Annotated in this window: 22 protein-coding genes; 16 read left to right on the forward strand and 6 right to left on the reverse strand. The window is 74.3% G+C overall.

The genetic code is table 11. From position 1 onward, the window contains the following. Window positions 1–90: 90 nt before the first annotated feature. Both IE237_RS14520 and IE237_RS14525 read left to right on the forward strand, forming a co-directional pair. Window positions 91–675, forward strand: coding sequence for a PadR family transcriptional regulator (locus IE237_RS14520; protein WP_189802319.1), 585 nt, complete (start codon window positions 91–93; stop codon window positions 673–675). Beyond that, window positions 666–1,385: a vWA domain-containing protein gene (locus tag IE237_RS14525; RefSeq protein ID WP_189802320.1), complete on the forward strand. Its 720-nt coding sequence runs from the start codon at window positions 666–668 to the stop codon at window positions 1,383–1,385. Before IE237_RS14520 ends, IE237_RS14525 begins: the two co-directional genes overlap by 10 nt. Here the strand turns inward: IE237_RS14525 and IE237_RS14530 are convergent. Further along, complete coding sequence (locus tag IE237_RS14530) at window positions 1,380–2,288, reverse strand: aldo/keto reductase (RefSeq protein ID WP_189802321.1); 909 nt, start codon at window positions 2,286–2,288, stop codon at window positions 1,380–1,382. The two genes, IE237_RS14525 and IE237_RS14530, sit on opposite strands and share 6 nt — an antisense overlap. A 69-nt stretch (window positions 2,289–2,357) precedes the next feature. On the opposite strand from IE237_RS14530, the gene IE237_RS14535 reads away from it, so the two are divergent. The 5 genes from IE237_RS14535 (at window position 2,358) to IE237_RS14555 (ending at window position 6,411) form a co-directional block, all read left to right on the forward strand. Beyond that, window positions 2,358–2,723 carry a MerR family transcriptional regulator gene (locus IE237_RS14535; protein WP_189802322.1) on the forward strand — a complete coding sequence of 122 codons (366 nt, stop codon included), beginning with the start codon at window positions 2,358–2,360 and terminating at the stop codon, window positions 2,721–2,723. A gap of 51 nt (window positions 2,724–2,774) precedes the next feature. Further along, the gene (locus tag IE237_RS14540) at window positions 2,775–3,155 is read left to right on the forward strand and encodes a VOC family protein (protein WP_189802323.1); all 381 of its coding nucleotides are present in this window, start codon (window positions 2,775–2,777) and stop codon (window positions 3,153–3,155) included. Between the two features lie 70 nt (window positions 3,156–3,225). Then, window positions 3,226–3,735, forward strand: a complete 510-nt coding sequence (locus IE237_RS14545; RefSeq protein WP_189802324.1) for a pyridoxamine 5'-phosphate oxidase family protein — start codon at window positions 3,226–3,228, stop codon at window positions 3,733–3,735. Window positions 3,736–3,808: 73 nt separating this feature from the next. After that, on the forward strand, window positions 3,809–4,456 hold the full coding sequence (locus IE237_RS14550; RefSeq protein WP_229842696.1) for a TetR/AcrR family transcriptional regulator: 648 nt from the start codon (window positions 3,809–3,811) through the stop codon (window positions 4,454–4,456). Window positions 4,457–4,647: 191 nt separating this feature from the next. Then, entirely contained in the window at window positions 4,648–6,411 is a 1,764-nt protein-coding gene (locus IE237_RS14555) for a DEAD/DEAH box helicase (protein WP_189802325.1), read from the forward strand. Here the strand turns inward: IE237_RS14555 and IE237_RS14560 are convergent. Together IE237_RS14560 and IE237_RS14565 are read right to left on the reverse strand one after the other, a co-directional pair. Beyond that, entirely contained in the window at window positions 6,336–7,232 is an 897-nt protein-coding gene (locus IE237_RS14560; protein ID WP_189802326.1) for a tyrosine-protein phosphatase, read from the reverse strand. The two genes, IE237_RS14555 and IE237_RS14560, sit on opposite strands and share 76 nt — an antisense overlap. A gap of 232 nt (window positions 7,233–7,464) precedes the next feature. Continuing rightward, window positions 7,465–7,932 carry a MarR family winged helix-turn-helix transcriptional regulator gene (locus IE237_RS14565; RefSeq protein ID WP_189802327.1) on the reverse strand — a complete coding sequence of 156 codons (468 nt, stop codon included), beginning with the start codon at window positions 7,930–7,932 and terminating at the stop codon, window positions 7,465–7,467. Between the two features lie 111 nt (window positions 7,933–8,043). On the opposite strand from IE237_RS14565, the gene IE237_RS14570 reads away from it, so the two are divergent. Both IE237_RS14570 and IE237_RS14575 read left to right on the forward strand, forming a co-directional pair. After that, a complete protein-coding gene (locus tag IE237_RS14570; protein WP_189802328.1) occupies window positions 8,044–9,423 on the forward strand; it encodes an MFS transporter in 1,380 nt (459 codons plus the stop codon). 153 nt (window positions 9,424–9,576) lie between these two features. Continuing rightward, a complete protein-coding gene (locus tag IE237_RS14575) occupies window positions 9,577–10,005 on the forward strand; it encodes a guanyl-specific ribonuclease (RefSeq protein WP_189802329.1) in 429 nt (142 codons plus the stop codon). A 33-nt stretch (window positions 10,006–10,038) separates the two neighbouring features. On the opposite strand, the gene IE237_RS14580 is transcribed toward IE237_RS14575, so the two are convergent. Then, the gene (locus tag IE237_RS14580) at window positions 10,039–11,508 is read right to left on the reverse strand and encodes an ankyrin repeat domain-containing protein (RefSeq protein WP_229842677.1); all 1,470 of its coding nucleotides are present in this window, start codon (window positions 11,506–11,508) and stop codon (window positions 10,039–10,041) included. 57 nt (window positions 11,509–11,565) lie between these two features. After that, complete coding sequence (locus tag IE237_RS14585) at window positions 11,566–12,450, reverse strand: hypothetical protein (protein WP_189802331.1); 885 nt, start codon at window positions 12,448–12,450, stop codon at window positions 11,566–11,568. A gap of 203 nt (window positions 12,451–12,653) precedes the next feature. Here IE237_RS14585 and IE237_RS14590 point away from each other — a divergent pair, with 203 nt between their 5' ends. After that, window positions 12,654–13,424: a S1 family peptidase gene (locus IE237_RS14590; protein WP_189802585.1), complete on the forward strand. Its 771-nt coding sequence runs from the start codon at window positions 12,654–12,656 to the stop codon at window positions 13,422–13,424. 138 nt (window positions 13,425–13,562) lie between these two features. On the opposite strand, the gene IE237_RS14595 is transcribed toward IE237_RS14590, so the two are convergent. Further along, complete coding sequence (locus IE237_RS14595; protein ID WP_189802332.1) at window positions 13,563–15,323, reverse strand: glycoside hydrolase family 35 protein; 1,761 nt, start codon at window positions 15,321–15,323, stop codon at window positions 13,563–13,565. 82 nt (window positions 15,324–15,405) lie between these two features. Here IE237_RS14595 and IE237_RS14600 point away from each other — a divergent pair, with 82 nt between their 5' ends. The 6 genes from IE237_RS14600 (at window position 15,406) to IE237_RS14625 (ending at window position 23,709) form a co-directional block, all read left to right on the forward strand. Next, window positions 15,406–16,293 (forward strand): helix-turn-helix transcriptional regulator, encoded by an 888-nt coding sequence (locus IE237_RS14600; RefSeq protein ID WP_189802333.1) that lies wholly within the window; start codon window positions 15,406–15,408, stop codon window positions 16,291–16,293. Window positions 16,294–16,304: 11 nt separating this feature from the next. Then, window positions 16,305–16,619, forward strand: a complete 315-nt coding sequence (locus IE237_RS14605; protein WP_017238715.1) for a chorismate mutase — start codon at window positions 16,305–16,307, stop codon at window positions 16,617–16,619. Then, on the forward strand, window positions 16,619–17,605 hold the full coding sequence (locus tag IE237_RS14610; RefSeq protein WP_189802334.1) for an asparaginase: 987 nt from the start codon (window positions 16,619–16,621) through the stop codon (window positions 17,603–17,605). Before IE237_RS14605 ends, IE237_RS14610 begins: the two co-directional genes overlap by 1 nt. Before the next feature lie 184 nt (window positions 17,606–17,789). Then, complete coding sequence (pepN, locus tag IE237_RS14615; RefSeq protein ID WP_189802335.1) at window positions 17,790–20,276, forward strand: aminopeptidase N; 2,487 nt, start codon at window positions 17,790–17,792, stop codon at window positions 20,274–20,276. A gap of 644 nt (window positions 20,277–20,920) precedes the next feature. Beyond that, entirely contained in the window at window positions 20,921–22,300 is a 1,380-nt protein-coding gene (locus IE237_RS14620) for a pyridoxal phosphate-dependent decarboxylase family protein (protein WP_189802336.1), read from the forward strand. Then, entirely contained in the window at window positions 22,297–23,709 is a 1,413-nt protein-coding gene (locus IE237_RS14625; RefSeq protein ID WP_189802337.1) for a lysine N(6)-hydroxylase/L-ornithine N(5)-oxygenase family protein, read from the forward strand. Before IE237_RS14620 ends, IE237_RS14625 begins: the two co-directional genes overlap by 4 nt. The last annotated feature ends 1 nt before the right edge of the window (window position 23,710 follow it).

The raw sequence follows: 23,710 nt of genomic DNA on the forward strand, positions 1-23,710 counted from the left end.
CGCTCCTCCCGGGGTGGGCCTCTCTCTATGCCTAATCGAAATACTTCTAGCAGGCATAAAGAGAGGAGGGAAGGGCCGTAGACTGCCGCCGTGGTGGACCGAGAGAGCGTGCCAGGGCTTCCCGCGACCGGCTGGGCGGTGCTCGGACTGCTGTCCCACGGGCGGGAGTTGTCCGGCTACGACGTCAAGAAGTGGTCCGACCGGTCCCTCGGCCTCTTCTACTGGAGTCCCTCCTTCAGCCAGATCTACAGCGAGCTGAAGCGCCTGGAGACCAGCGGCTACGCCACCTCGCGGCTCGTCGCCCCCGAGGCCGGCACGCGTGACAAGCGCGTCTACCGGATCACCGACGAGGGCCTCGCCGCCGTCCGCGCCTGGGCCCGTACGGCCCCGCTCGACCCGCCCGTCCTCAAGCACGGGCCGATGCTCCGGCTCTGGCTCGGACACCTCGTCGAACCCGAGCGGATGCGGGAGATCCTGGCCGCCCACCGGGAGTACGCCGAGACGATGCGGCGGCGCGCCGAGGCGGACGCGGCGGACGCGGGGGCGGACGAGGCCTGGGCGTACCCGCGGCTCACCCTCGTCTGGGCCGAGCGGTACTACACGGCCGAACGCGACCTGGCCGACGCCATGCTCGCGGACATCGAGGAGTTGCAGGGGGAACGTCCATGGCACTGAGCCTGCGGAAGGTCGAGGAGACCGCGCCCGCCCTGGTGGGTCTCTACACGTCCGCCGGGGACTCGCTCCAGCGGCACGGCATGAGCGGGCAGCGGGTCGCCGTCTACCTGGTCGTCGACTACTCGGGCTCCATGAAGCCCTACTACGCCGACGGGACCGTGCAGGCCCTCGCCGACCGGGTCCTCGGACTCTCCGCGCACCTCGACGACGACGGGCGGGTGCCGGTCGTCTTCTTCTCCACCGGCATCGACGCCGAGACCGACATCCGGCTCGACGACCACGTCGGCAGGATCGACCGGATCGTCGCCGGGCTCGGCCACATGGGGAAGACGAGCTACCACCTCGCCATGGACGCCGTCATCGACCACTACCTGGACAGCGGCTCCACCGCGCCCGCGCTCGTCGTCTTCCAGACCGACGGAGGGCCGATCAACAAGCTCGCCGCCGAGCGGTACGTCTGCAAGGCGGCCCGGCTGCCGATCTTCTGGCAGTTCATCGGCTTCGGCGACCCCGGCAGCCGGCAGTTCGAGTTCCTGCGCCGGCTCGACGAGCTGGACGTGCCCGCGAAGCGGCCCCTCGACAACGCCGGCTTCTTCCACGCGGGCCAGGACCCGAGCCGGGTCCCCGACGCGGAGCTGTACGACAGGCTCGTCTCCGAGTTCCCCGCGTGGCTCGCCGCGGCCCGGGCCCAGGGCGTCGTCCGGTCATGAACCCGAGGACGCTCCCACCTCCCGGTCCAGGCGGGCGAACTGCTCCTCGGTGAGCGCGACGTCGAGCGCCCCCAGGTTCTCCACGAGGTGGGCCGCCGAGGACGTGCCCGGGATCGGGAGGATGTGCGGGGCCCGGTGCAGCAGCCAGGCCAGCGCCGCCTGGGACGGGGTCGCGCCGACCTCACGGGCCACCCGGGCGACCGGCCCGTCCGGGTCCGCGTGCCCGCCCATGGCGACCGGGAAGAAGGGGACGAAGGCGATCCCGCGCCCCGCCGTGTGGTCGACGACGGCCTCGTGGTCGCGGGTCGCCAGGTTGTAGAGGTTCTGCACGGCCGCGATCGGGGCCACCGCCTCGGCCTCCTCCAGCTGGGCGACCGTCACCTCAGAGAGCCCGATGTGCCGGACCTTGCCCTCCTCCTGGAGCCGCTTCAGCGCGCCGACCTGCTCGGCGACCGGGAACCGCTCGTCGAGACGGTGCAGGTACAGGAGGTCGATCCGCTCCGTGCGCAGCCGGCGCAGGCTCAGCTCGGCCTGCTGGCGCAGATAGGCGGGGTGGCCGAGCGGCACCCACTCGGTGGGGGAGGGCCGGACCACGCCGGCCTTGGTGGCCACCGCGACCCCGTCCCCGTACGGGTGCAGCGCCTCGGCGAGCAGCTCCTCGCCGGCCCCCAGGGCGTACGCGTCGGCCGTGTCGAACAGGGTGACGCCCGCCTCGGCGGCCGTCCGGAGCAGGCCCACCGCCGCCGCCCGGTCGGCCGGGGCCGTCCAGATGCGGGCCTCCGGGCCGGTCGGGTCGCCGGGTCCGTCGGCGAGTCGCATCGTGCCGTAGCCGACACGCCGGACCGGGAGGTCGCCGCCGAGCTCGAATATCGTCGTGTCGGAGGAGTTCGCGTTGTTCGTCATGCCCGGAAACGTAGGAGCTCACATGAATGTGAGGTTCAAGCGAGGACGGGCAGATGTGAGGGGGGTCACATGAAGATCGGTGGGCTGGCGCGCGAGACCGGGGTGAGCGTCCGGCTGCTCCGCTACTACGAGGAGCAGGGCCTCCTCGACTCGGAGCGCACCTCGGGCGGTCAGCGGGTCTACGCCCCCGACGCCCCCGCCGTCGTACGCCGCATCCGGGCCCTCCTCGGCGCCGGACTGCCGACCCGGGTCATCGCCGAGGTCCTCGACTGCGTCTGCGGCAGCGAGGCGGAGATCGAGCCCTGCCTCAGCCCGATGCTCGTCGCCCGGCTCGACGCCATCGACGAGCAGATCCACGGCCTCCAGGACACCCGCTCCTCGCTCGCCGCGCTCGTGGCGGCGACCGAGGGAAGGCGACTCGCCACCGCCGACTGAGCGGTGGGAATCCGGTGGATCCCGGTCGCGGTCGGGGGCGATCATGGCGCCATGACCTCTCTCGTGCGACACGTGACCATCGACTGCGCCGACGCCTACGCCCTGGCGACCTTCTGGGCGAAGGTCCTCGACTCCAAGGTCTCCGACGACGACCGGCCCGGTGACGAGGAGGCGCTCGTCGAATCGGCCGGCGCGGGCCTCCTCTTCATCCAGGTCCCCGAGGCGAAGGCGGTGAAGAACCGCGTCCACCTCGACCTCCAGCCGCAGGACCGCACCCGCGACGAGGAGGTCGAGCGGCTGCTCGGCCTCGGCGCCACGCTGCTCGACGACCGCCGGAACCCGGACGGCACCGGCTGGGCGACCCTGGCGGACCCCGAGGGCAACGAGTTCTGCGTGGAGCGCAGCAAGGCGGAGCGCGCGGCGACCTCCTGACCGCGCCGGTGCGCAGACATCCGGAGTAATCCGGACAGTGGCTGTCGGGTATCCGGTGTTTCCTGGAGTCATGGGAGACACCGGAACCACCTGGTCGGCCTTCGAGGCCGCCGAACCCGAGTTCGCCGCGACCGTACGGGAGCGCTTCGGGCAGTACACCCACCACGCCCTCGCCACCCTGCGGAAGGACGGCTCGCCCCGCCTCAGCGGCATCGAGGCCGACTTCCGCGACGGGGAGCTCTGGCTCGGCATGATGCCGAGCTCCCGCAAGGCGCTCGACCTGCGCCGCGACCCCCGGTTCGCCCTGCTCGCCAACCCGGGCGCCGGCACCGACATGGGCGGCGGGGACGTCCGGATCTCCGGGCGGGCGGTCGAGATCACCGACCCGGAGGCCCTGGACCGGTACGCGGCCGAGGCGGGCGAGCCGCAGCCCTTCCACCTCTTCCGGGTGGAGCCGTCCGAGGTCGTGCGGACCTGGGTGGACGGCGAGGAGATCGTCTTCCGCAGCTGGGCGCCGGGACGCCCGACACGGACGATCCGGCGCGGCAACGACGACAGCCCGCCCCGCGAGGACACCTGACCCCTGACCGGCCCCGCGCGGGTGGGACCAGAATGGGCACGTGCCGAACACTGCAAGCAAGAAGAAGACCCAGATGGGCGGGGGGCCCGAGCGGCGCCGTGAACTCCTGGACACGGCGGCCGAGGTCTTCGCCGCCCAGGGGTACAACGCCACCACCGTCCGCAAGATCGCGGACGCCGCCGGGATGCTCGCCGGCAGCCTCTACTACCACTTCGACTCCAAGGAGTCGATGCTCGACGAGATCCTCTCCACCTTCCTGAACGAGCTGTGGGACGGGTACGACGCCGTCCTCGACGCCGAGCTCGGCCCCCGCGAGACCATCGAGGCGCTCGTCACGGAGTCCTTCCGGGAGATCGACCGGCACCGCGCCGCCGTCGCCATCTACCAGAAGGAGTCCCAGCACCTCGTCGACCTGCCCCGCTTCGGCTACCTCACCGAATCGCAGCGCAGGTTCGAGAAGGCCTGGCTGGGCACCCTGGAGCGCGGCGTCGCGGCCGGGGTCTTCCGCGCCGATCTCGACGTCCGGCTCACCTACCGCTTCGTGCGCGACACCGTCTGGGTCGCCGCGTCCTGGTACCGGCCGGGCGGACAGCACAGCCCGGAGGAGATCGCCCGCCAGTACCTGTCGATGGTCCTGGACGGGATCGCCGTCCGCGATCCCGGGGCGACCGGGACGTCCGGGGCGTCCGGGGAGCGGGGGGTCGGGGCGGGAAGGTCCTGAGGCGCACTATTGTTCCGGTAGAGACATCCGGGATCCGTATCGCGTTTTCCGGGAGACAGCCGGGGCCCGTATCGCGTGTTCCGGGAGAGACAGCCGGGGCCCGTATCTCGTGTTCCGGGTAGAAACAGCCGGGGCCCGCATCGCGCAGGTGCGGGCCCCGGCTGTGCCGCGCACCGGCCAGGAAGGCACGAATGACCCGCTCCGAACGTTCCCAGAGGCGAGGCCCCCGCACCGCCCAGGCGAAGTCCACGTCCCAGCCGAAGGGCCCCCGCGGCGGCCGTCGTCCCGCCGCGCCCCCGCCGCCGCAGGAGTTCACTCCGCCGGAGACGGTGACGCCCGCGCTGCCGGCCGTGGCCTCCTTCGAGGACCTGGACATGCCGGCCGCGCTGCTGCGGACGCTCACCGAGCAGGGCGTCACCGAGCCCTTCCCGATCCAGGCCGCGACCCTGCCGAACTCGATCGCCGGGCGCGACGTCCTCGGCCGGGGGCGCACCGGCTCCGGCAAGACGCTCGCCTTCGGGCTCGCGCTCCTCGCCCGCACCGCCGGCCGCCGCGCCGAGCCGACCGCGCCCCTCGCGCTGGTTCTGGTACCGACCCGCGAGCTCGCCCAGCAGGTCACCGACGCGCTCACGCCGTACGCCTCCGCGCTGCGGCTGCGGATCACCACGGTCGTCGGCGGCATGTCGATCTCCCGGCAGTCCTCGTCCCTGCGGCGCGGCGCCGAGGTCCTCATCGCCACGCCCGGCCGGCTCCACGACCTCATCGAGCGGGGCGACTGCCGTCTCGACCAGGTCGCCGTCACGGTCCTCGACGAGGCCGACCAGATGGCCGACATGGGCTTCCTGCCGCAGGTCACGAAGCTGCTCAAGCAGGTCGAGCCGGGCGGTCAGCGGCTGCTGTTCTCCGCGACCCTCGACCGGAACATCGACCGCCTGGTCAAGATGTTCCTCGACGACCCGGTGGTGCACTCCGTCGACCCCTCGGCCGGCGCGGTGACCACGATGGAGCACCACCTCCTGTACGTGGCCGACGAGACCGACAAGAAGGCCGTCACGCTGCGGATCGCGGCCCGCGACGGCCGGACGATCCTCTTCATGGACACCAAGCGGTCCGTGGACCGGATGGTCAAGCGGCTCCTCGCCAACGGCGTCCGGGCGTCCGGACTGCACGGCGGCCGCTCGCAGCCGCAGCGCAACCGGACCCTGGACCAGTTCAAGACCGGCCAGGTCACCGCGCTCGTCGCGACGAACGTGGCGGCCCGCGGCATCCACGTCGACGACCTCGACATGGTCGTGAACGTCGACCCGCCGATGGACCACAAGGACTACCTGCACCGGGGCGGCCGCACGGCCCGCGCCGGCGAGTCGGGCAGCGTCTTCACCCTGGTCCTGCCGGAGCAGAAGCGGGACATGGGCCGGCTGATGTCGAACGCGGGCATCAGCCCCCGTACGGCGCAGATCAAGTCCAGCGACGAGGAGCTCGCCGAGCTCACCGGCGCCCGGGAGCCCTCGGGCGTCCCCGTCGTCATCGAGACGCCGCAGCCGACCCCGCCGCGCAAGGCGGCGGGCGCCGCCGGCTCCGGCGCGGGCGGTGGCCGTCGCCGCCGCCGTCCGGCCGGTTCCGGAGCCGGAAACGGTGGTACGGGCACGGCCGCACCGGCCTCGGGCCGCACCTCCGGCACGTCCGGCGGCCGCGGTTCCGCCCCGTCCACCGGCCGGGGTTCCGGCGCGGCGACGGGCACGGGCCGGGGTTCCGGCGGCGCGTCCGGCTCCGGGCGTGCCGCGGCCGGTTCGGGGCGCGGCTCCGGCGCGGGCCGTGGTTCCGGCTCCGGCGCGGGCGCCGGGCGTGGTGCGGCGGCCGGCGCCGGCCGGGGCGGGCGTCAGGCCCCGGGCACCAGCCGTTCGCGGAGCGCCGCGAGCTCGCGCAGCTCCAGGCCGAGGCCGACCGACACGTAACGGAAGAGGCTCCCGTACGAGGTGCGGACCTGGTCGAGGGCGGCGTCCAGGTACTCGGCCCGCACCTCCTGGAGCGGCACGATCAGCTCCGGGTTCTGCATGAGCCCGCCCTGCTTCAGGCCCTCCCGCACCCGCGCGTCGTAGGCGGCGCGGAAGGTGTTGGAGGCCAGGTAGTCGGCGCGGGCGGAGGACTCGGGCACCCCGAGCAGGGTGAGCAGGAGCCAGCTCGTCCAGCCGGTGCGGTCCTTGCCGGAGGTGCAGTGCAGGAGCAGCGGCCCCCGGCGGGGATCGGCCAGGTCCCGCAGGGTGGCCGCGAGGGCGGCCCGGTTGGCGGCGTCGGTGACGAAGGTCCGGTAGACCCCGCGCATGAAGGCGGCGGCGCGCCCGCCGCCGAGCATCTCCTCCTGCCGCACCGGGTCGCGGGAGCCGATCGCGGCCATCAGCTGCCCGAACAGGCCGTTGTCGGTGACGGGCCGCGCGACGGGGACCGGCCCGGCGGGCAGCCGGTCGGCGCCGTCGTACTGGACCTCCAGCGGGATCCGCAGGTCGACCACGGTGCCGAGGCCGAGTCCGGCGAGGGTGGTGAGGTCGGCGTCGGTGAGCTTGGCGAGGTGGTCGCTCCGGTAGGCGAGACCGTGCCGGACCCGCGCGCCGTCGTAGGTGGTGTAGCCGCCGAGATCGCGGACGTTGACCGCGCCCTGGAGCGGGATGTGCCGGATGGCGGTCGTCGAGCGGGGGCGGGCGGCGAGGGCGGGCGGCGCGGCGCCGAGGAGCAGCGCGGCACCGGTGGTGGTGAGCAGCGCGCGTCGGGACAGGGGCATGGCTGGACTCCCTTACGGACTGACGGACGTACGGCCGGTGGCCGTACGGCTGACGGACTCGGGTGGGACAGCCGTGGGCGGACGGGCCCGCGGAGCGAGCGGGACGGCGGGTCGCCCTGGAACGCGGTTCCATCAAACGTTAGTTAGGTGACCTGCCGGCAAGGAAAGTAGCAGCCGGAAGGGTCGAGCGGGAGGGGTGTGCGGCACCCGGTGCCGCACACCGGCGGCGCGGCTACTCCGCGAGGCGCTTGGTGGCGGCGCGCTGGCGTGCGGTCGCGCCCGTCAGGAAGCGGGTGACCGTCGCCAGCTCCTCGGTCGTGAACTCCTCGTAGAGCTCGTGCACCTCGCGCGCCCAGTCGTCGAAGAGCGGGGCGAGCTCGGCCAGCTTCTCGGGGCGGGGCTCGACGAGCACCCGGCGCTTGTCCGTCGGGTGCTTCACCCTGCGCACGAAGCCCTTGCGTTCGAGGCGGTCGACGAGCCCGGTGACGGAGGCGGGGGCCAGGCCCGAGTGCTCGGCCAGCTCCTTGGCGGTGAGGGGGCCGTGCCGTTCGAGCAGGTCGAGCGTCTTGGTCTCGGTGGCGCCGAGGTCCTGCTGGGCCGCGATCGCCGAGTGGAAGGCGACGGAGGCGGCGCTGGAGTCCCGGCCGGCGGCGGTGAGGGCGGCGACGACCGCGTCTCGTTCCTGGTCCTGCTCGCTCATGGCGGCAGCCTAGCAAAATTCATTTCGTTCGACCGAACGAAACACTTGTGATCAAGGGTCGGTGCGTGGCACTTTTATTTCGTTCGCTCGAACGAAATAAATGGAGGGCCGATGTCCACGACCACCACGACCGCCGCCGGCGACACGTTCACCGTCCATCCGCGCCGCTGGGCCGCCGCCGTCGTCATGATGGTCGCCGCCCTGATGGACCTCGTGGACGTCACCATCGTCAACGTCGCCCTGCCCTCCCTCGGGCACGGGCTCGGCGCCTCCGAGAGCGCCCTCCAGTGGACCGTCTCCGCCTACCTCCTGGGCTTCGCCGCGACCCTCGTCGTCGCGGGGCGCCTCGGCGACCGGTACGGCCGCAAGGCGCTCTTCCTCGGCGGCACCGCCGGCTTCGGCCTCGCCGGCCTCGCCTGCGGGCTCGCCCAGAGCCCCGGCCAGCTGATCGCGGCCCGCGCTGTCCAGGGCGTCGCCGCCGCCGTGCTCATGCCGCAGGTGCTCGGCTCCTTCCAGAGCCTCTTCCGGGGCAGGGACCGCGGCAAGGTCTTCGGGATGTACGGGGCGGTGGCCGGCTTCGCCTCCGCGGTCGGGCTGCTGCTCGGCGGGGTCCTCACCGACGCGGACCTCTTCGGGCTCGGCTGGCGCAGCGTCTTCCTCGTCAACGTGCCCGTCTCCCTCCTCACCCTCGTCGCCGCCGTCGTCCTCGTGCCCGGCACCCGGGAGCCTGCCGCCGTCCGGCCCCCGCTGCTCGGCAGCCTCGTCCTCGCCGCCGGCCTCGTCGCCGTCGTCCTGCCGCTCGTCCAGGGCCGCGGCTGGGGCTGGCCGCTCTGGGGCTGGGGCCTCCTCGCGGCCGGCGCCCTGGCGGTGGCCGGGGTCGCCGCGCGCGGCTCGGTGCTGCCCCGGCGCGTCCTCACCGTCCCGGCCTTCTCGTACGGCCTGGCCGTGCAACTGCTCTTCGCCCTCGGCATGCAGGGCTTCTTCCTGGTCCTCGCGATCTGGCTGCAGGGCGGCCAGGGCTACACCCCGACGCAGGCGGGCGTCCTGATGGCCGCCTTCTCGGCGGGCGGCTTCCTCACGGCCCCGGCCGCCGAACCGCTCGCGGTCAAGCTCGGCCGGTACGTCCCGACCGCGGGCGCCCTCCTCATGGCGGGCGGCTACGGCTGGGTCTGGTACGCGATGGACGCCGCGGCCCCCGTCCACACCGGGGCCTGGCCCCTGGTCCCGGGCCTCGCCGTCGCGGGCGCCGGTCTCGGCCTCCTCGTCGTCCCTCTCGTCGGCATCGTCCTCTCGGCCGCCCCGGCCGAACTCGCGGGCGGAGCCTCCGGCGTCTTCTCCACCGCCCAGCAGTTCGGCGGCGCCCTCGGCGCCGCGGCCATCGGCACCGCCTACTTCGCGGACCTCTCCCTCGACGCCGCGATGCCCTGGGTCCTGGCGGCCTACGCCGGCGCCGCGCTGCTCAGCCTGCGGCTCCCGGCCGGCGGGAGGTGACGCTCCCTCACGGACGGCGCGCGCCGGGACCCGCAAGGGGCCCGGCGCGCTCGTCCACGGGATCCGCACGTTCGGGAGGATGCGGTTAACGTCCGGGGAATTGAAGGGGATCGGGGTTCCCGACGGGGATCTACGCGCGTCATCATCACTGCCATGCGAATCCCCCCTCGATTCACCCTCGCCGGCGGTGTCGCCACCGCCCTCCTCCTCGGCGCCCCGGCCACCGCCGCCCCGGCCCCCGCGCCCGTCGCCGCCGTGTCCGCCGCGACCGTGACCCCGGCCGCGGCGCTCGCCTCGGTCGGGGACATCTGCTACTCCGACCTCCCCGCCCAGGCGTACGACACCCTGCGGCTGATCGACGCGGGCGGCCCCTTCCCGTACCGCCAGGACGGGGTCGTCTTCCAGAACCGGGAGGGCGTCCTCCCCGCCCACTCGGCCGGCTACTACCACGAGTACACGGTGAAGACTCCGGGCGTCTCCACCCGCGGCGCCCGCCGGATCGTCACCGGGAGCGCGGCGGAGGAGGACTACTACACCTCCGACCACTACGCCACGTTCGACCTCGTCGACTACGCCTGCTGACCGTCCGACGACCGCCCGACGACCCCTCGCCCGTCAGCCCCGGCGCGGGGTCGTCCACTCCAGGCGCGTCCTGACCCGCGGGTCGTGGACGTGCTCCAGGGCGGCGAGCGCCGTCTCGCGCGCCGCGCCGTCCGCCTCCCCGTCCGCGAGGATCGACGCCAGCGCGTCGACGGCGCGCGGGTCCTGACGGATCGCGAGCCCGCGCGCCGCCTCCGCCGCCGTCTCCGGGTCGGTGTCGCCGAGCCGCTCCGCGAGCCCCTCCCGTACGAGCGGGGTGTCGTCGGGCAGCTCGGCGAGCGCCAGCGTCGCCCAGTCCCGCACCCGGGCGTCGCCGTCCCGGCTCAGCGCGAGGAGCACGCCGAGCGCCTCGACGTGCCCGGCCGGCACGATCCCGGCGAGGGCCGCCGCGACGGCCCGGCGCACCACCGCATCGGGATGCCCGGCCGCCGCGAGCAGTTCGGGCACGGCCGCCGCGTCTCCGCACTCCCCGAGCGCGAGCACCGCCGACAGCAGCGGTTCCCGCGCCGGGGGCACGGCCTCCGCCGCCAGCCGCCGCAGCACCGGGACCGCGCCCGGACCGAAACCGGGCAGCTCGCCGAGCACCCGCGCGCCGAGGGCCCGGCGCAGTGGATCGCGGTAGGCGCACCACCCGGCCGCCGCCACGAAGGTCTCCTCGTCGGCCCGGCCCGACAGTTCGGCCACCGCCGTCGTCCAGTCGTCGAGCTCGGGGTCCCCGCAGCGCAGCGCCCGCGCCGCGAGCTCCTCGTGCGGGGTGTGCAGGCCGAGCGCCGCCTCCAGGAGCGTGGAGATCGCCGCGTGACCGGTCCCCCGGTCGTCGCCGCGCCCCGGTGCGCCGTTCTCCCGGAGCAGCTCGACGCACACGGTGATCCCGCCGTCCTCGCGGACCCGCCGGACGACCGCCTCGTACGTCTCCCCGCCCTCGTTCCCGGCGACGAGCCCCCGCCGCAGCTCGGCGGCGATGTCGGCGCCGATCCACCGCCGCGCCTCCCGCAGCGCCGCCTCCCGGGACTGCGCCCCGTGGTCGAGGAGCGCCCGCACACAGCCGGTGGAGCCGCGCCGGGCGGCGGCGACGAGCGGGAGCAGCCCGTCGGGTCCGGGCCGGTCCGGGTCGGCGCCGTGCTCCAGGAGGACCCGGGCCGTGTCGGCGTGGCCGAGGCGGAGGGCCCAGGCGAGGGCGGTGAAGCCGAACTCCTCCTCCTGGTCGGCCGCCGCGCCCGCCGCGAGCAGAGCCCGCACCACGTCGGTGTGCCCGCCGCAGGCCGCCCCGCACAGCGGCAGGTCGCCGCCCTCCTCGCCGCTGTGCCGGGCCGGGTCGGCCCCGGCGGCGAGCAGCACCCGCACGATGCCGGGCTCGTCGCCGACGGCCGCCCGGTACAGGGCGGTCTCCCCGTCCTCCCGGCCCTCGGGGTCCGCCCCGTCCCGCAGGAGCCGTACGGCCCCGTCCTCGTCCCCGGCCCGGATCGCGTCGAACAACGTGCTCATGCACCGACCCTGACGTGCCGTCGGCGGATGGCGCAAATCGATTCGTGCGCCGATGCCTCAGGAGGCGCACTCCAGGACCGAGCCGCACACCCCGCACCGCGCCCGCAGCGTCCGTCCCGTCGGCACCCGCAGGCGCTGGAGACAGACCGGGCAGAGGAAGGAGACGCGGGTCGCCGGGGCCCCGCCCTCGAAGGCGTACGGGGCGTCCTCGCCGGCCCGGCCCCTGCGCCGCTCCCAGCCGTACCGGCGGCGCTCGGCCCAGCCCGCCGCGGCGAGCGGCGGCGCGGCCCGTTCCCGCGCGGCCTCCGCCCGACCCCGTACCCACGCCTCGTACGCCACCGCGCTGGTGAACCACGGCGAGGGGTCCTCGCCGAAGACCTGGGCCCGCTTGGCGAGCACGTAGCCGAACTCCTCCGGGGTCAGATAGCCGAGCTTCTGGCTCTCGACGCCGTCCCGCCGGTAGGCGTCGAGCAGCAGCCAGCCGGCGCCCAGATAGGCCGTGGTCACGTCGGTGAGGATCTCGTTCTCCGCGGTGCCCGGGAAGCCGAGACCGAGCCGGTGCAGCAGGACGTGGGTGATCTCGTGGGCGAGCGCCGCGCCGATGTCCCTGCGGCGGGTCCGGAAGCGGTCGTTGAGCTCCACGAAGTACTCGGGTCCCGCCGTGAGCTCGACGGCCGCCGCGTACTCCATGGGGCGGAAGCTCACCACGATGCGCGCCTCGGGCAACTGCAGATGGCGGACGAGGGCGCGGGCCACCCGCTGGGTGCCGAGGTGGAGGTCCTCGTCGTCGCCGAGGGCCACGTCGTCGGCGGTCACGCCGGCCGGGTAGCGGTGCACCCCGTCGGGGGAGAGGCGGCGGTAGAGCGCGGTGAGCGAGGCCCGGACCGCGGTGCGGTGCGGAAAGCCGTGGATGACACGGTCGGCCTCATGTCGGTTCGGCATGCCGGATCCCCCCTCCCGTCCACTGTACGGTCCCTCCACCGGATCTGGCCGAAAAGGCTTTCTTGTGGCGGCAGTTGAGCGCTGTCCATAATCCGGACATGCCTTGACGAGCGCATGTCATCAAGGTGGGTCCCCGCCCGCCCGGCATCGCCCGTCGAGACCGACCCCCCACGAGAGAAGGAAGACACGTGAAGCAGAACCGCATGGTCCGTGCCCTCCAGAAGCTGGCAGCCGCCGGCGCCGTCGTCCTGGCGGCCGTCAGCCTCCAGCCCACCACCACCGCCTCCGCCGCCCCGGCCCCCGTCGTCGGAGGCACCCGCGCCGCCCAGGGCGAGTTCCCCTGGATGGTCAGGCTCTCCATGGGCTGTGGCGGCTCCCTGATCACCCCTCAGGTCGTCCTCACCGCCGCCCACTGTGTGAGCGGCTCCGGCAACAACACCAGCATCACCGCCACCGCCGGAGTCGTGGACCTCCAGTCGAGCAGCGCCATCAAGGTCAAGTCGACCAAGGTCCTCCAGGCCCCCGGCTACAACGGCCAGGGCAAGGACTGGGCGCTGATCAAGCTCGCCAGCCCGATCACCTCGCTGCCCAACCTGAAGATCGCCGAGACCACCGCGTACAACAGCGGCACCTTCACGGTGGCCGGCTGGGGCGCCGCCCGTGAGGGCGGCGGGCAGCAGCGCTACCTGCTCAAGGCGAACGTCCCGTTCGTCTCGGACGCCTCCTGCCAGGCCTCCTACGGCAGCGACCTCGTCCCGGCCGAGGAGATCTGCGCCGGTTACAGCCAGGGCGGGGTCGACACCTGCCAGGGCGACTCCGGCGGCCCGATGTTCCGCAAGGACAACGCCGGAGCCTGGGTCCAGGTCGGCATCGTGAGCTGGGGCGAGGGCTGCGCCCGGGCCGGCTACCCCGGCGTCTACACGGAGGTCTCGACCTTCGCCGCCGCGATCAAGTCCGCCGCCGCCACGCTGTAGCGGACCGGTGGACGGGTGCCCCGGAGCGGCCTCGGCTCCGGGGCACCCCCACGCGTTCGACCCGGTTGCTCATTCCGCCGCTCAGAGGACGGCCAGCTCCACCGAGGACGGCCCCCCGCCCTCCAGCTCCAGGACCCATCAGAGGACGGCCAGCTCCACCGAGGACGGCCCCCCGCCCTCCAGCTCCAGGACCCACACCTCGTTCGCGCCCTCCCGCAGCACCGGGCCCGGCACGAACAGCGCGTCCTGCGGGCCGGCCGCCCAGTAGCGGCCCAGGCAGAAGCCGTTCACCCACACGAAGCCCCGGGTCGAGCCCGGCAGCCGCAGCCACGCGTCACCCGCGCCGGCCACCTCGACCGAGCCCCGGTACAGGCCGGGGCACGGGTCCTCCGGCACCTCGCCGAACGCCACCTCGCCCACGGCCGCCGGCTCGAAGGCGTCCAGCCGCAGCCCCCGCGCCCGCACCCCGTGCAGATACTGCCGCTCGTGCCGTACGCCGCCCGTGATCCCCTTCGGCTCCGCGAGCCGCGGCCCGTAGTTGACCCGGCCCAGCGACTCCACCCACAGGTCCACGAGCGCGGGACCCGCCACCGGCCCGGGAAGGACGGCGTCCTCCCCGTCCGAGGTGTCCAGCACCCCCGCCGGCAGCCCGTCGACGTACACCACCGCCCGGTCCCGCAGCCCCGTCACCCCCAGCGGGTACGGCTGCCGGGGACCCGGCACCGCCACCCGGTAGCGGACCAGGCCCCGGTCCACCCCCAGCTCCTCGAAGGTCGGCGGCACCGGCGTCACCGTCTCCTCGCCGCCGAGGACCTCCAGGACCCCGTCCAGCGGCGCCCAGCCGTCGAGCGCGCCCGAGACCGGCGCCCCGAGCCGGGCCGGCGGCTCCGGAACCTCCGGCAGCGGTCCCTCCGCCCACTCCGCGAGCACCTCGCGGAAGGCCCGGAACTTCTCCGTCGGCCGCCCCGCCTCGTCCACCGGCGCGTCGTAGTCGTACGAGGTCACCGTCGCCCGCAGCGGACCGTCGTGCAGCTCGCCGTCCCGGTTCGCGCCCGCCCAGCCCGCGAAGTTCGTCCCGCCGTGCGCCATGTACACATTGACCGAGGCCCCGCACTCCAGGATCTCCCGCAGCGCCGCCGCCGCGTCCGCCGCGCCCCGCACCGCGTGCTCCCGGCCCCAGTGGTCGAACCAGCCGCACCAGAACTCCATGCACATCAGCGGCCCCGACGACCGGTGCCGCCGCAGCGTCGCGAAGCCCTCCCGCGCGCCCGAGCCGAAGTTCGCCGTCGCGAGCACCCCCGGCACCGAACCGCCCGTCAGCATGTGGTCCTCGGGCCCGTCCGAGGTGAACAGCGGCACGCTCACCCCACAGCCCCGCAGCAGCTCCGCCACCCACTCCAGGTAGGCCAGGTCGCTCCCGTAACTGCCGTACTCGTTCTCCACCTGCACCAGGACCACCGGCCCGCCCCGGTCGATCTGCCGCTCCACCACCTGCGGGAGCAGCCGCCGGAACCAGGCCTCCACCGGCGCCAGGAACTCCGGGTCGAGGCTCCGCACCCGCCGCCCCAGGGGACCGGTCAGCCAGTGCGGCAGCCCGCCGTTCTCCCACTCGGCGCAGATGTACGGACCCGGGCGCACGATCGCCCACATCCCGGCCCGCTCCACCGCGTCCAGGAACCTGCCGAGCGCCCCGGCGTCCGCGTACCGGCCGGGCTCCGGCTCGTGCAGGTTCCACGGGACGTACGTCTCGACACAGTTGAGGCCCATCGCCCGCAGCATCCCGAGCCGGTGCTCCCAGTGCCCCTCGTGCACCCGGAAGTAGTGCAGCGCCCCCGAGAGCAACCGCACCGGCCGCCCGTCGAGCAGAAAGTCCTCGTCACCCACAGCGAACGTGCTCATGGCCTCACCCTCGCCCTCTGGCGGCGGCGCGGTCCATGGACAAAGATCGTCGCAGTTTGGACGTTACGGAAGGCCCCGCGGCATGTACCACACCTGGATGCGTTACTTCACGCCCAGCCCCGTCCACCACCGCCTCGGCCTCGTCTGCCTCGGTGTCGGACTCCAGCACGGCACCCTGCCCACCGTCGGCCCGCGCACCCTCGACCACCACGTCGCCGTCGTCGTCTCCGCGGGCAGCGGCTGGTACCGGGGCGCCGACGGGCGGCGCACCACCGTCACCGCCCCCGCCCTCCTCTGGCTCACCCCCGGCACCCCCCACCACTACGGCGCCGACCCCGGCACCGGCTGGGACGAGGCCTTCGTCGACTTCAGCGGCCCCGCCACCGCCACCTACACCGAGCTCGGCTACATCGAGCCCGACCGCCCCGTCGTCCCCCTCTCCGACGCCGCCCCCGCCCGCGCCGCCATCAGCCGGATCGCCCGCGCGGCCCGCCCCGGCAACCCCCTCCTGGAGGTCGAGACCGGCGCCGCCGTCCACGAACTGCTCGTCGCCCTGCGGCGGGCCCGCGCCGACACCAACGCCGACGGCGACCCCGTCCTCGCGGCCCTCGCCCGCGACGCCTTCCAGCCCCTCTCCGTCGCCGAGCACGCCGCCCGGCACGGCATGACCGCCGCCGAGCTGCGCAGCGCCGTCCGCCGCGCCGCCGGATGCAGCCCCAAGGACTACCTGCTCACCGTCCGCCTCGGCCGCGCCAAGGAACTCCTCGCCGCCACCGAGCTGCCCGTCGCCGCCGTCGCCCGCCGCGTCGGCTACGACGACCCGGCCTACTTCTCCCGGCTCTTCACCCGCCGGGTCGGCACCGCACCCATCCGTTTCCGCGAACAGCAGGGGAGGTCCGTGCACGGCGGCTGGAGCAACGTCGTTCCGGATCCCGAACACCCGCCCACGATCCTCCCGAGATCCGTCTAAGCTCGCAGATCATGAGCGACACCAGCGAGATCGACCCGACCGTCACCGCCGAACTGACCCGGCTGCGCGAAAGCATCGACAACATCGACGCCGCGGTCGTGCACATGCTCGCCGAGCGCTTCAAGTGCACCCAGCAGGTCGGCGTCCTCAAGGCCGAGCACCAGCTCCCGCCCGCCGACCCCGCCCGCGAGGCCCGCCAGATCGCCCGGCTGCGGGAACTCGCCGAGAGCGCGAAACTGGACCCGGCCTTCGCGGAGAAGCTCCTCAACTTCATCATCGCCGAGGTCATCCGGCACCACGAGACGATTGCGGACGGAGCACGCTGATGGGCCGCGTCACGGTCTTCACCCTCGGAGGCACCATCTCCGCCCGGGGCGGTGACGCAGCCCGTATGACCGGCCAGGAGGTCCTCGCCGGGCTCGGCGCCCCCGAGGACGTCGTCCTGCGGGACTTCCGCCGCGTCCCCAGCTCCACCCTCTCCTTCGAGGACCTGGCGGCCCTCGCGGAGGAGGTGCGCAAGGCCGTCGCCGACGGCTCCGGCGTGGTCGTCGTCCAGGGCACCGACACCCTGGAGGAGACCGCCTTCCTCCTCGACCTGCTCTGCACCACCGAGCAGCCGATCGCCGTCACCGGCGCCATGCGCCGCCCCGACCTGCCCGGCGCCGACGGCCCCGCCAACCTCGCCGCCGCGCTCGCCGTCGCCGCCGACCCGGCCTGCCGGAACCTGGGCGTCCTCGTCGTCCTCGCCGACGAGATCCACGCCGCCCGCCTCGCCCGCAAGACCCACACCACCTCCATCGCCACCTTCGCCTCACCCGGCGCGGGGCCCCTCGGCGCCGTCGTCGAGGGCGAACCCCGGATCCTGCTCCGGCCCGCCGCTCCCACCGCGCTCTGCCCGCTGAAGCTCGACCCGTCCGTACGCGTCGCCCTGGTGACCCTCTCCCTCGGCGACCGCGGGGAACTCCTCGACGCCGTCGACGACCGCTTCCAGGGCCTCGTCGTCGCCGCCTTCGGCGCCGGCCACGCACCCGCGCCGCTCGTCGAACCCCTCGCCGAAATCGCCCGGCGCATTCCCGTCGTCCTCGCCTCCCGCACGGGCGGCGGCGCGACCCTCACGGACACGTACCGCAGCCCCGGCTCCGAGTACGACCTGCTGCACCACGGACTCATCCCGGCCGGCCCGCTCGACCCCGCCAAGGCCCGGATCCTGCTCCACACCCTGATCTCCAGCGGCGCCGCCGGCCCCACCGGCTACGACCGCCCGCGCATCACCGCCGCCTTCGCCCACCTGAACGGCTCGGGCCTGGCGTAGCGGCCGAACGGCTCCGGTCCGACGCCGGCGGCCGAACGGCCTCGGCCCGGCGTGGCGACCGACGGCCTCCGGTCCGGCGTGGCGACCGACCAGTCTCGGCCCGGCGTCAAGGGCATGCAAGGGCGCACGGCGTCTTCGCGCACCCCCGTACCGCTGCCGGGGCCCATCAGGCAGCATGGCATCCATGTCCGTACTGACGCGCGACGAAGCGCAGACCCGTGCCCAGCTCCTCGACGTCCACCACTACCGCGTGGACCTCGACCTCACCACCGGCGACGAGACCTTCCAGTCGCGGAGCGTCATCCGCTTCACGGCCCGCGCCGCGGGGGACACCTTCGTCGAGCTCAAGCCCGAGACGCTCCACTCCGCCCTGCTCGACGACGAGCCCCTCGACATCACCGCCCTCGACGGCAACCGGCTCCCGCTCCGCCTCACCGAGGGCGAGCACACCCTGCGCATCAGCACCACCATGCGGTACTCCCGCACCGGTGAGGGCATGCACCGCTTCACGGACCCCACCGACGACGAGTCGTACGTCTACACCCAGCTGTTCATGGAGGACGTCCAGCGCGTCTTCGCCGCCTTCGACCAGCCCGACCTGAAGGCCGTCTTCGAGCTGAGCGTCACCGCCCCCGAGGGCTGGACCGTCCTCTCCAACGGCATCACCGAGCAGCAGCCCGACGGCCGCTGGCAGGCCGCCCCCACCCCGCTGCTCTCCACCTACTTCGTCTGCGTCGCCGCCGGCCCCTGGCACACCATCCGCACCGAGCACGCCGGCCTGCCCTTCGGCATCCACTGCCGACGGTCCCTCGCCGCCCACCTCGACGCCGACGCCGACGAGATCCTCGCCGTCACCAAGGCCTGCTACGACCGCTACCACGAGAAGTTCGACGAGCCCTACCCCTTCGACTCGTACGACCAGGCGTTCGTCCCCGAGTTCAACGCCGGCGCCATGGAGAACCCCGGACTCGTCACCTTCCGCGACGAGTTCGTCTTCCGCTCCGCCGTCACCGTCACCGAGCGCCAGACCCGCGCCATGGTCATCGCCCACGAGATGGCCCACATGTGGTTCGGCGACCTCGTCACCCTGCGCTGGTGGGACGACATCTGGCTGAACGAGTCCTTCGCCGAGTACATGGGCTACCAGACCGTCAACGAGGCCTGCTCCGACCTCTTCCCCGACACCTGGATCGACTTCGGCGTCACCCGCAAGGCCTGGGGGTACGAGGCCGACCAGCGCCCCTCCACCCACCCCGTCGCCCCCGACCCGGAGGCCGTCCCCGACACCGCCTCCGCCCTCCTCAACTTCGACGGCATCTCCTACGCCAAGGGCGCCTCCGCCCTGCGCCAGCTCGTCGCCTGGCTCGGCGAGAAGGACTTCCTCGCCGGCATCAACATCCACTTCAAGCGCCACAAGTTCGGCAACGCCACCCTCGCCGACTTCATCGACAACCTGGCGGCCGCCACCGACCGCGACGTCCACGCCTGGGCCGAGCAGTGGCTGCGCACCACCGGCGTCGACACCCTCACCCCCCGCCTCGACGGCGAGGGCAGCCAGTGGCGGCTCCACGTCGACCGCGACGGCAGCCGCCCGCACCGCATCCAGGCCGGAATCTACGACCGGCGGCCCGACGGCGAACTCGCCCTGCGCGAGCACCGCGAGCTCGACGTCCCCCAGGAGGCGCCCGCCGAGCTGACCGGCCCGCGCCCCGACCTGGTCGTCCTCAACGACGGCGACCTCACCTACACCAAGCTCCGCTTCGACGAGGTCTCCGAGGAGTCCGCCCTGCGCGGCCTCTCCCGCATCCCCGACGCCCTCACCCGGGCCGTCGTCTGGAACGCGATGCGCGACATGGTCCGCGACGGCGACCTCGCCCCGGCCGACTACCTGGACTTCGCCCTCGCGCACCTGCCCGAGGAGACCGAACTCGCCCTGGTCCAGGGCGTCCTCGGCTTCGCCCGCACCCAGATCGCCGACCGGTACGTGACCGAGGACGAGCGCCCCGCGGCCCTCGCCACCATCGGCGAGATCGCCCGCGCCCTGCTGCGCCGCACCGAGGACGGCGAGGCGCCCGGACTGCGCCTCACCGCCGTCCGCGCCTGCATCGACAGCGCCACCACCCCCGACAAGATCGCCTCCTGGCTCGACGAGGGCACCGTCCACGGCGGCCCGGAGCTCGACCCCGAACTGCGCTGGCGGATCCTCGCCCGCCTCGCCGTCCTCGGCGCCACCGACGAGACCGTGATCGCCGCCGAACGGGAGCGGGACCCGAGCGCCACGGGCCAGGAGGGCGCGGCCCGCTGCCGGGCCTCCCTCCCGACCCCGGAGGCCAAGGCCGCCGCCTGGTCGTCCCTCTTCGACTCCGACGACCTCTCCAACTACCTCTTCACCGCCACCGCCCAGGGCTTCTGGCAGCCCGAACAGGCCGAGCTCGTAAGGGAGTACGTGCCGCGCTTCTACGAGGCGGCCGTCGCGCTCGGCGACCGCCGGGGGCCCGCGATGGCCGAGGCGGCGGGGCGCTACGCCTTCCCCGCGTACGCGATCGACGCGGAGTCGCTGGCGCTGGGGCGGTCCCACCTGGCGGACGACGCCATGATCCCGGCGCTCCACCGCAAGCTCGTCGACCAACTGGACGACCTGAAGCGAGCCCTGAGGATCCGCACGGCCTGACGCCCTGCCGTTGTGGGCAATCGTTCCGCTGGGGCGATGGGGGTCCCCCCTGCTCGAGCGAAGCCGAGAGCTTGGGGGAGGGTGGGCACAACGGAACGGCGCCTTTGCCGGCGCCAGAGGCTCCCGAGCCTGAACCCGCACCACGGGTGCAGTGCACAGGTGGTGCGGGCAGGGGCGCGGAACGCGGAGGCGCCCGCGAAGGGCGCCGTCCCGTGTGCCCACCCGTCCCGCCCTGCGGGACGCCTGCCCACACGGGGGCGCGCCAGGGGCCCGCACAGGCCGGGGCGCGGGCCGCACGGGGGCGCGTCAGGGGCCCGCACAGGCCGGGGCGCGGGCCGCACGGGGGCGCGTCAGGGGCCCGCACGGGCAGGGGCGCGGGCCGCGCGGGGGCGCGTCAGGGGCCCGCACGGGCAGGGGCGCGGGCCGCGCGGGGGCGCGTCAGGGGCCCGCACAGGCCGGGGCGCGGGCCGCGCGGGGGCGCGCCAGGAGCCCGCACAGGCCGGGGCGCGGGCCGCGCGGGGGCGCGTCAGGGGCCCACACGGGCAGGGGCGCGGGCCCGCACGGGCCGGGGCCGGGTACCTCGTTCGGGTCATGACAGGGGACTCTCCGGACAGCGCCCCGCAGGGCCCGGCACCCTGTCGTCCATGCGTGCCGCACCCCCACCCCTCGCCGCCGACCCCACCGCCCTGAGCCGCCTCCTGGGCACGGCCCTCGACGCGCTCCGTGAAGGAGCGCAGGCCAGGGGCGGCCCCCTCCCGGCGGGGGGTCCGGAGGTCGTGGCCCGCAGGATGGCCGCCCTCGGAGCCGTACTCCCCGACACCGGCACCGGCCCCGACGAGTCCCTCCGCACCCTTGTCCGGGCCCTCGCGGAGGGCGCCGCGGACCCCGCCCACCCCCTCTGCGCCGCCCATCTCCACACCCCGCCCCTCGCGCTCGCCGTCGCCGCCGACCTGGCGGCCTCCGCGCTGAACCCGTCCATGGACTCCTGGGACCAGGCGCCCGCGGCCTCCGTCCTGGAGGCCGAGGTCACGGCGGCCCTCGCCGCCGAGGTCTTCCCCGACGCGGAGAACCCCGACGCGCTCGTCACCACCGGCGGCACCGAGTCCAACCAGCTGGCGCTGCTCCTCGCCCGGGAGCGGCACGGCGCGGGGCTGCGGACCGTCGTCGGGGCCAACGCCCACCACTCCTTCCGCCGCGCCGCCTGGCTCCTCGGTCTGCCCGAGCCGGTCACCGTGCCGACCCCGGACGGCACGCTGCACCCGGCGGCTCTCACCGAGGCCCTGGCACGCACGGAAGGGCCCGTCCTCGTCGCCGCCACCGCCGGCACCACCGACGAGGGCCTCGTCGACCCGCTCCCCGCGCTCGCGGACGTCTGCGCGGCCCGTGGCGCGGAGCTGCACGTGGACGCCGCGTACGGCGGTCCCGTCCTCTTCAGCCGTACCCACCGCGCGCTTCTCGACGGCCTCGACCGGGCCCGTACCGTCACCGTCGACCTGCACAAACTCGGCTGGCAGCCGGCCGCCGCGGGGCTCCTCGCCGTACGCGACGCCGCCGACCTCGCCGTCCTCGGCCACACCGCCGACTACCTCAACGCCGACGACGACACCGAGGCCGGGTTCCCCGGCCTCCTCGGCCGCTCCCTGCGCACCACCCGCCGCCCCGACGTCCTCAAGACCGCCGTCACCCTCCGGGCCCTCGGCCGCACCGGCCTCGGCGCGCTCGTCGACACGTGCATGGGTCTCGCCCAGGACCTCGCCGACCTGGTCGAGAAGGCCCCCGGCCTCGAACTGCGCGCCCGGCCCACCCTGACCACCGTCCTCTTCCGGCCGGCCGGCGCCGCCGACGAGACCGTCGCGGCGATCCGCCGCACCCTCCTGGCCGAGGGCCGCGCCGTCCTCGGCCGCGCCGGGGCCGACGGCCGCCTCTGGCTCAAGGCCACCCTGCTCAACCCCCACGCCACCCCCGGCGACCTGAACCGGATCCTCACCCTCGTGACCCTCGTGGAAGGCAGCACGCACCGATGACCGGCACCACCCCCCAGCAGGACCTCGATCAGCCCCACGACCTGGTGGGTGTCGGCATCGGCCCCTTCAACCTCTCGCTCGCCGCGCTCGCCCAGGGCGTCCCCGGGGGCCTCGCCGCCACCTTCTACGAGCAGCGGCCGGCCTTCCACTGGCACCCCGGGCTCCTCCTCGACGGCGCCACCCTCCAGGTCCCCTTCCTGGCCGACCTGGTGACCCTCGCCGATCCCGCCAGTCCCTGGACCTTCCTCAACTACCTGAAGAACCGCGAGCGCCTCTTCCCCTTCTACTTCGCGGAGAAGTTCCACATCCAGCGCGCCGAGTACGACGCCTACTGCCGCTGGGTCAGCGAGCGGCTCCCCGGACTCCACTTCGGCCACCAGGTCGACTCCGTCCGCTGGAACCCCGAGCGGCGCCTGTTCGAGGTCGACTTCACGCAGCTCGACCCGGACGGCGAGGTCGAGGCCCTGGGCCGCGCCTACACCCGGAACGTCGTCCTGGGCGTCGGCACCGAGCCGTACGTCCCCGAGCCGCTCCGGCCGCTCGCCGACGCCCCCGGTGTCCCGGTGATCCACTCCGCCGACTACCTGACCCACCGCGAGACGCTGCTGCGCGCCGGGCACGTCACCGTCATCGGCTCCGGCCAGTCCGGCGCCGAGGTCTTCCTCGACCTGCTGCGGGCCCGCCCCGCGGGAGCCGAGCGGATCCACTGGCTGGCCCGGACCGAGGCCTTCGCCCCCATGGAGTACTCCAAGCTCGGCCTGGAGCACTTCACCCCCGACTACACCCGCTACTTCCACGCCCTGCCAGAGGCGGTACGGGGCGAGCTCGTGCCCCGGCAGTGGCAGCTGCACAAGGGCATCGACGCGGACACCATCGCCGCCATCCACGACGAGCTCTACCGCCGCACCCTGGACGGCGGCTGGCCCGACGCCGTCCTCACCCCCGGCGTCCGGGTCCGCACCGCGGGGAGGGTCGCCACCACCCAGGTCGAACTGCACCTGGAGCACGTCCAGCAGTCCACCCGCTCCCGGCTCACCACGGACGCCGTCGTCCTCGCGACCGGCTACCGGGAGCGCCCGGTGGACCGGATGCTCGCCGGACTCGACCCGTACCTGCGCCACGACGCCGCCGGGCGCGCCCGGGTGGACGAGCGGTACCGCCTGGTCCTCGACCCCTCGGTCACCGGCTCCGTGTACGTCCAGAACGCCGAGCGGCACACGCACGGCGTCGGCGCCCCCGACCTGGGCCTCGCGGCCTGGCGCAGCGCGACCATCCTCAACTCGGTCACCGGCAAGGAGCCGTACCCGCTGCCGCGCCGCACCGCCTTCACCAGCTTCGGTCTGGAGACGCGAGAGGCGCCGGGCATCCCGGCCCAGGGCCGGAAGCTGACGCCTCTCGTGCAGCACTGAC

Origin of the sequence: Streptomyces tanashiensis, assembly GCF_014648895.1 — a bacterium.
Classification (GTDB): Bacteria; Actinomycetota; Actinomycetes; order Streptomycetales; family Streptomycetaceae; genus Streptomyces; species Streptomyces tanashiensis.